Origin of the sequence: Candidatus Thioglobus sp. (assembly GCF_028599055.1) — a bacterium.
GTDB lineage: Bacteria > Pseudomonadota > Gammaproteobacteria > PS1 > Pseudothioglobaceae > Thioglobus_A.
In genome coordinates this window covers 1-5,597 of the sequence record NZ_JAQRMS010000075.1, presented here as the reverse complement: position 1 = coordinate 5,597, position 5,597 = coordinate 1, and the positions used below count along the sequence as shown (strand labels likewise).

At 38.0% G+C, this 5,597-nt stretch carries 4 protein-coding genes and 1 pseudogene; all 5 read right to left on the bottom strand.

The window, feature by feature from the left end; genetic code table 11:
* Nucleotides 1-346, bottom strand: a pseudogene (locus PSN35_RS05610) (hypothetical protein); the annotation flags it as partial.
* 392 nt (nt 347-738) lie between these two features.
* Nucleotides 739-1,287, bottom strand: coding sequence for a hypothetical protein (locus tag PSN35_RS05605; protein ID WP_300030653.1), 549 nt, complete (start codon nt 1,285-1,287; stop codon nt 739-741).
* Nucleotides 1,288-1,374: 87 nt separating this feature from the next.
* Complete coding sequence (locus tag PSN35_RS05600; RefSeq protein WP_300030650.1) at nt 1,375-2,658, bottom strand: DUF1302 family protein; 1,284 nt, start codon at nt 2,656-2,658, stop codon at nt 1,375-1,377.
* Between the two features lie 3 nt (nt 2,659-2,661).
* Nucleotides 2,662-3,465, bottom strand: coding sequence for an outer membrane lipoprotein-sorting protein (locus PSN35_RS05595; RefSeq protein WP_300030647.1), 804 nt, complete (start codon nt 3,463-3,465; stop codon nt 2,662-2,664).
* The coding region (locus tag PSN35_RS05590) for an MMPL family transporter (protein WP_300030645.1) at nt 3,465-5,597 on the bottom strand (2,133 nt) is incomplete at its 5' end. The genes PSN35_RS05590 and PSN35_RS05595, both read right to left, overlap by 1 nt.

Genomic DNA, 5,597 nt, shown 5'->3' with positions numbered 1-5,597 from the left:
TAGACTTGTTAGAAGTCTTGTTCTTGTTGTTGTAATGGAAACCCCAGTCAGAATCGTTGTCCATGTTGTTGCTGTTAGCAAAAGGACCGAAGTTTTGAGCGCCGTTGAAAGGACCCATGTTAGAACCACCGTTGAAAGGACCCATGTTCTGGCCGCCAGTAAATGGACCCCAGTTAGAACCTGAGTTCATAGGACCGAAGTTTGAACCACCGTCGAAAGGACCCCAGTTAGATAGACCGTTACCGTTAGTCCAACCGTTGTTGTTACCATAGCCATTGTTGTTATTCCAAAAAGCTGAAGCTGAAGTAGCTGCTACTAAAGTAGTAATTGCGATAATTTTTTTCATGTTAATCTCCTAGATTATTATGTTGTTATAACACCTTCATTAGTGAGGTGTTTTAATGTGCTGAACTCATGTTCTGCATGGGGAGTATTATACGACAACTATATTAGAAGTCAATGATATTCTTATATTTTTTTTAATATTATTGCCTAAATGCTTTCATAGCAGTACTTATAGCCATAAAAAAATATTGAAAAAAATAGAAATCAGTAAAAAACCGGCTATTTATAGGGCTAAATAATGCCCAAAAATAGGCTTTTTGGGCTTATTTGCTTCATTGCTGAACGCTCAATAGACATTTTTTAGAAAATTTAACAAATTTTATAAATGCACTATTAAACAAAAAAGTCGCTAATAAATAGCGACTTTTTTTAAATATTGCCAACAAGCGTTATCTATTCAGATTCAACTCTAGAAGTTGAAGAGGCAGCTGGCGACAGTTCGTAACCTTGTTTGCCATAAATGCTGTCTGTATTACGATAATTATTCATTTGCGTTTCAATAGCGCGCTGGATATCTTCTGTTTGATTTTGAATGTGCTGGTATCCCTGTTCAAAATTTATCGGCATTTCATTAACAAAAAAGGTTTTGTTGCCAGAAGATTTTATTTGCTCTAGTGTTTTACTAAAATCCGTATCCGTTAGCCAATTACTTGGCTGAACCGGATTAGCCATAGGCATCATGCTATTAGCAGGTCTAAATCTTGGATCTTGACGATACTGCTGTAAAGAACGCGGATGTGCACCATAGCGACTCATGTTTTTAGCATCATTAGCTGGTGAATATTGACCACCGCCCATCGACATTGGATTCCAATTAGAATTGTTGCTCCACGGAGCGCTGCTGTTATTACCAGTGCCAGTGCCAGTGCCAAAAGCTGGGAAACTGTCTGTACTAAAAAAAGCCGATGCACTTAATGACATTGAAAAAATACTTGCCGACATTAATAATGATTTGAATTTCATGACACTCCTACTCTTGATATATAACTTATATTATTATACCATAATATAGATTATTATCAAATAGCATTAAAATGCATAACTTAGTTTGGTAAATAATCGGTCATTATCTTTGTAAGCATCAATCACCGAATTGTCACCACCGATATAGTCAATAACACCACCACTCACTGAGCGTTGATCGTCAATGGCATAATCTAGCTCCAATCTGATTGAGCCGCCATCTTCACCACGCAACCCAACAACACTGGCAACTGCGCTCAAATCAAGAGTTTGATTTAAATAAGACTGACTGAAGCGAGCCACTTGCTGGTATTCATTTTCCGGCTTAAATCCATTAGACTCAACATTGATCAAACTATCATAATCATGAATTTTGCGAACAGCCACTTCATAACCAATAGAGCCATCAGTAATGCCCGTATACTCAACCCCAATCATTATATCGGTTCTGGCTTTAGTATCGGTAACGCCATTGTATTGAATGTTATCAAAATGTGCCGCTTCGGCTTTAAACAAATAACTATCAATAGCTTGGTTATAGGCAGCACCAATCATTGTTGACTTGTTGTTGTAATCTAGTGTTGTATTGTTATTGGTCAGGTAAGGCTTATCCAAATAAGTGTCTGCATAATACAGACCAAAATCGTAGCCTGAAAAAGCACCCGTTAAACTCAGCGCAACTGTCGTGTTATCCAAACTATCGTCTGGTGTATTAATAGGCTTGTTGATTGCTGTGGGTTTAAAATCAGAAAACTGCATTGGATTTTCAGAAAAACGATTTTCATGAATTAAAATTGCCGATGCGTTATAACCATCCTTATAGTAATCCAACTTACTCATGGTGCGACCTAGTCTTAAATTCTTAATATCGACCAATCCTGGGGTGCGATTGTCTAATGGATTCAGAATATCCGTTATTCGGATCGAATCCGACTTTCCCCATACTATGACTTGCCTACCTGTCTTAAAGTCCAAATTTGGAGAAATTTCGAGTTCAATATTGAGCTCATTTAGGTTAATATCATTTTTATAGCCATTCGGAACCGTTCGATTTTCAAGATCATAAATAAAATCATGGTAGCCTTTTAGGTTACCAGAAAGATTAACACCATTTTCAAATTTATAATCACCCAGCACATCAACCAGAGTTTTAAGCGATGATAAGTTTTTATCATTGCTTAAATTGTAGTGCGCCTCTAAATCGACCGAACCATAAAGCGTACCGGGCGCATCTTCAACTTGCACAACAATATCAATCGGAGTCTCGTCAAAGCCATCATCATCAAAGCCGTCTTCAGCATTCGAAGTGAAAGACAACAGTCCGACTAAGAATAACAAACAATACTTCATTGACTAAAGACCTTTCTCAATACTGCGGATGGTAAACATATCAGGCTCAATGGCAACATTAATTTGAACATCAGAATTGGATAAGATAGTTTTATGCAAGGTTGACCTTCCCTGTTTAGTGGTCATCTTGGTTTGCATGGCAACCCAAATGCCATCAATTTCTTTCATTGATAACACATCCATATATTTAATACGGCTGGCTTTTTTAAGATAAAACTTGGCACGGGTTAGCATGTGATTATCTTGTCGTATGTACAAAGTACTCTTAACATAGCCAGTTTCATCAATGACTGACTGACTCACCGGTGTTGATTCAATAACCCACACCTTTTCATTACCCGTTTTACGCTTGACCACCGTTTCTTTAATTAGTTTAAATGCGTAGTCATCTAGCTCTTTGTCTGTCATATCTGCATAAGAAAAATCACTACCCATAAATGCAGAATCTTTATCGCTGGCAGGGATGCGCTTGGTTTTTTTCAAGGCAGGTAAATACATCCATTGGTCATCATCTTTGTCGTCGTCACTATAGTCGTAAGTCAAAAAAGCTGTGTTTTTAACATCACTTGGCGACAAAAAGAAAATGGTTTTATGCTCAGTATTGGCATTAATATCTTTCGAATAAGTACGCATTTGTCGATTGCGCTGTTTACCTTTTTTATCAATCAGCGTCATCTGCATGGTGGAAATCATACTGTCTCCATCGTCTCTAGCATCCACCTTCTCCATGATCTCTCTGGCTGTGTTATCTGCAACTGAGGCACCACTCAGAACCATGCTCAGAATAATTAAAAATAACCTTTTCATTACAAATCTCCTTTATTGTGAATCATTAATTTCATGATGGCTGGCACTAAGAAAAAGTCAGCCATTAGCGCGATAAAAATCGCGGTTGCGGTTAAGACGCCAAAATTAAACATTGAACTCATTGAAGCAAATAGTAACACCAAAAAACCAACGGATAACACCAGTGACGTCACCACAATAGCTCTTCCGGTACCCATTAGTGTGAGTATTACCGCTTTATCAACATCATTGTATTCGAGCTCATAGCGCCTAAAATTATGCATAAAATGCACCGTATCATCAACGGCTAATCCAAGAGCAATCGCGCCAATTAACATGGTAAACATGTCCAGCGGCATATCAAAAATAACCATCACCGTTGACAAGAATAAAATTGGTAACATATTTGGAATCATACTAATTAGGCCAATCTTTACATTGCCAACCAGTAATATCATCATCACTGAAATTAAACCAAATGCAATAACGTAGCTCACCGCACTTGAATTAATGGCCTTCTCCATAATAATAGCTAACAATGGTGAAATACCTGTAAACGATACTGTGGCTATACCAGCAAACTCCTGATCAAAATATTGCTGCCATTCATGTAAAAACTTGTTATAGCCAAGTGATTCAACGTATGGCAATTTAACTGTAATCCGTGCCTTGGAAAAACTGGAATCTACAAAATCTTGTAGATCATCGCTGCCGCTATTTTCAAATAAAAACAACTCTTGAGCGATCAAGTCTTTGTCTTGTGGAATGGTGTAAAACTCGGCTCTATTTTCATTAAGCGCCTTATTAGTCTCTTTTAGAACATCGACCAAACTCAAGGTTTTTCCAACAAAGAAATCCTGTGTTTGCACGGTATTCAAATAACGAGTTGCTTTCTCAATTTTGTTTAGAACTGCTGGATCGTACAAGCCATTTTCTTTTCCAGTATCAATAATTATTTCCAAGGTAATAGAGCCTTTAAGCTTGTCATCTACCACCTCTGTGGCCACTCGTGAATCATGAGTTTCGGGGAACCATTCTAATGGATAGTGTGAGAATCTCAATTGCGAGGCAAAGAAGATGGCCACAATAATCATCAGACTACTAAGAGCAATAATCGCCTTTGGGTAGCCGGTTGAAATACGACTTATGTTTAATAATACGGTGTCCATCAGGGTGTGTTCTTGCGCATCCTCCTTGGCAGTATGCGGCTTAATCTTCATGATGGCAATAAGTGCTGGCAATAATACCAAATTAAACAATAAGCCAATCATAACACCACTACTAGCAAATATACCTAGATCTGCGACGGGTGATACTTCTGAAAATGAGAATGACCACAATCCTGCCGCTGTTGTTAATGAAGTCATCACAATCGCCAATCCAGAATGCCCCATTGCATAACGCAATGAGACTTTTCTATCTTGGGTTTTAGACAGATCTTTATAAAAAATTGCCAGCAAGTGGATGGCGCCACTGGTAATCACAGCCAACAAAAACGACGGCATAATTTGGGTAACAATGGTAAATGGTGTGCCTGTTATCGCCATTATTGATAACGTGACTAAGATGGTAAAGGTAACCGCTAATAAAGGCAAGAATACACCAGAGACTCTTTTAAAGAGTAGTGCCAAAACAACAATGATGGCAATCACCATTTTTTGCACAAAACTCTTAGAGTCTGCTTGCATGCTTTGTTTTAATGTGCCGGTAATCACCGATGAACCTGTTAAGTAAATCTGGAAATCGTCAGCAACGAAGCCTTTAATAATGTTTTGCGTCTTGACAACAATCTCTGTATTTTCTTGGTCCGATAGATAAATCTTAGGTGTTTCACGTGGATCATCGTCTGCAAACTCATCCTCTTCTTCGACAACAATCTTATTTCCATGCTCATCAAAAGAAGAATAGGTTTGCGTATCAATCACTATTGTCGTAAAAGTTTGATCTTTACTATAGAGTAGATTTTCGAATAATGGGTTGTTAAGTGCACGCTGTTTTTGTGGTTCGATGTCCGCTTGATTTGTTGGCAACGCTTCAAACAAATCCTCAACAATCAAACTCTCTTGATTGCCATAGGTATTTCTGGCATTAATGAGTGAATTAACATCAGTAATATACGGCAGCTCATTCTCAAGTTGTTGATGCAGTTTTTG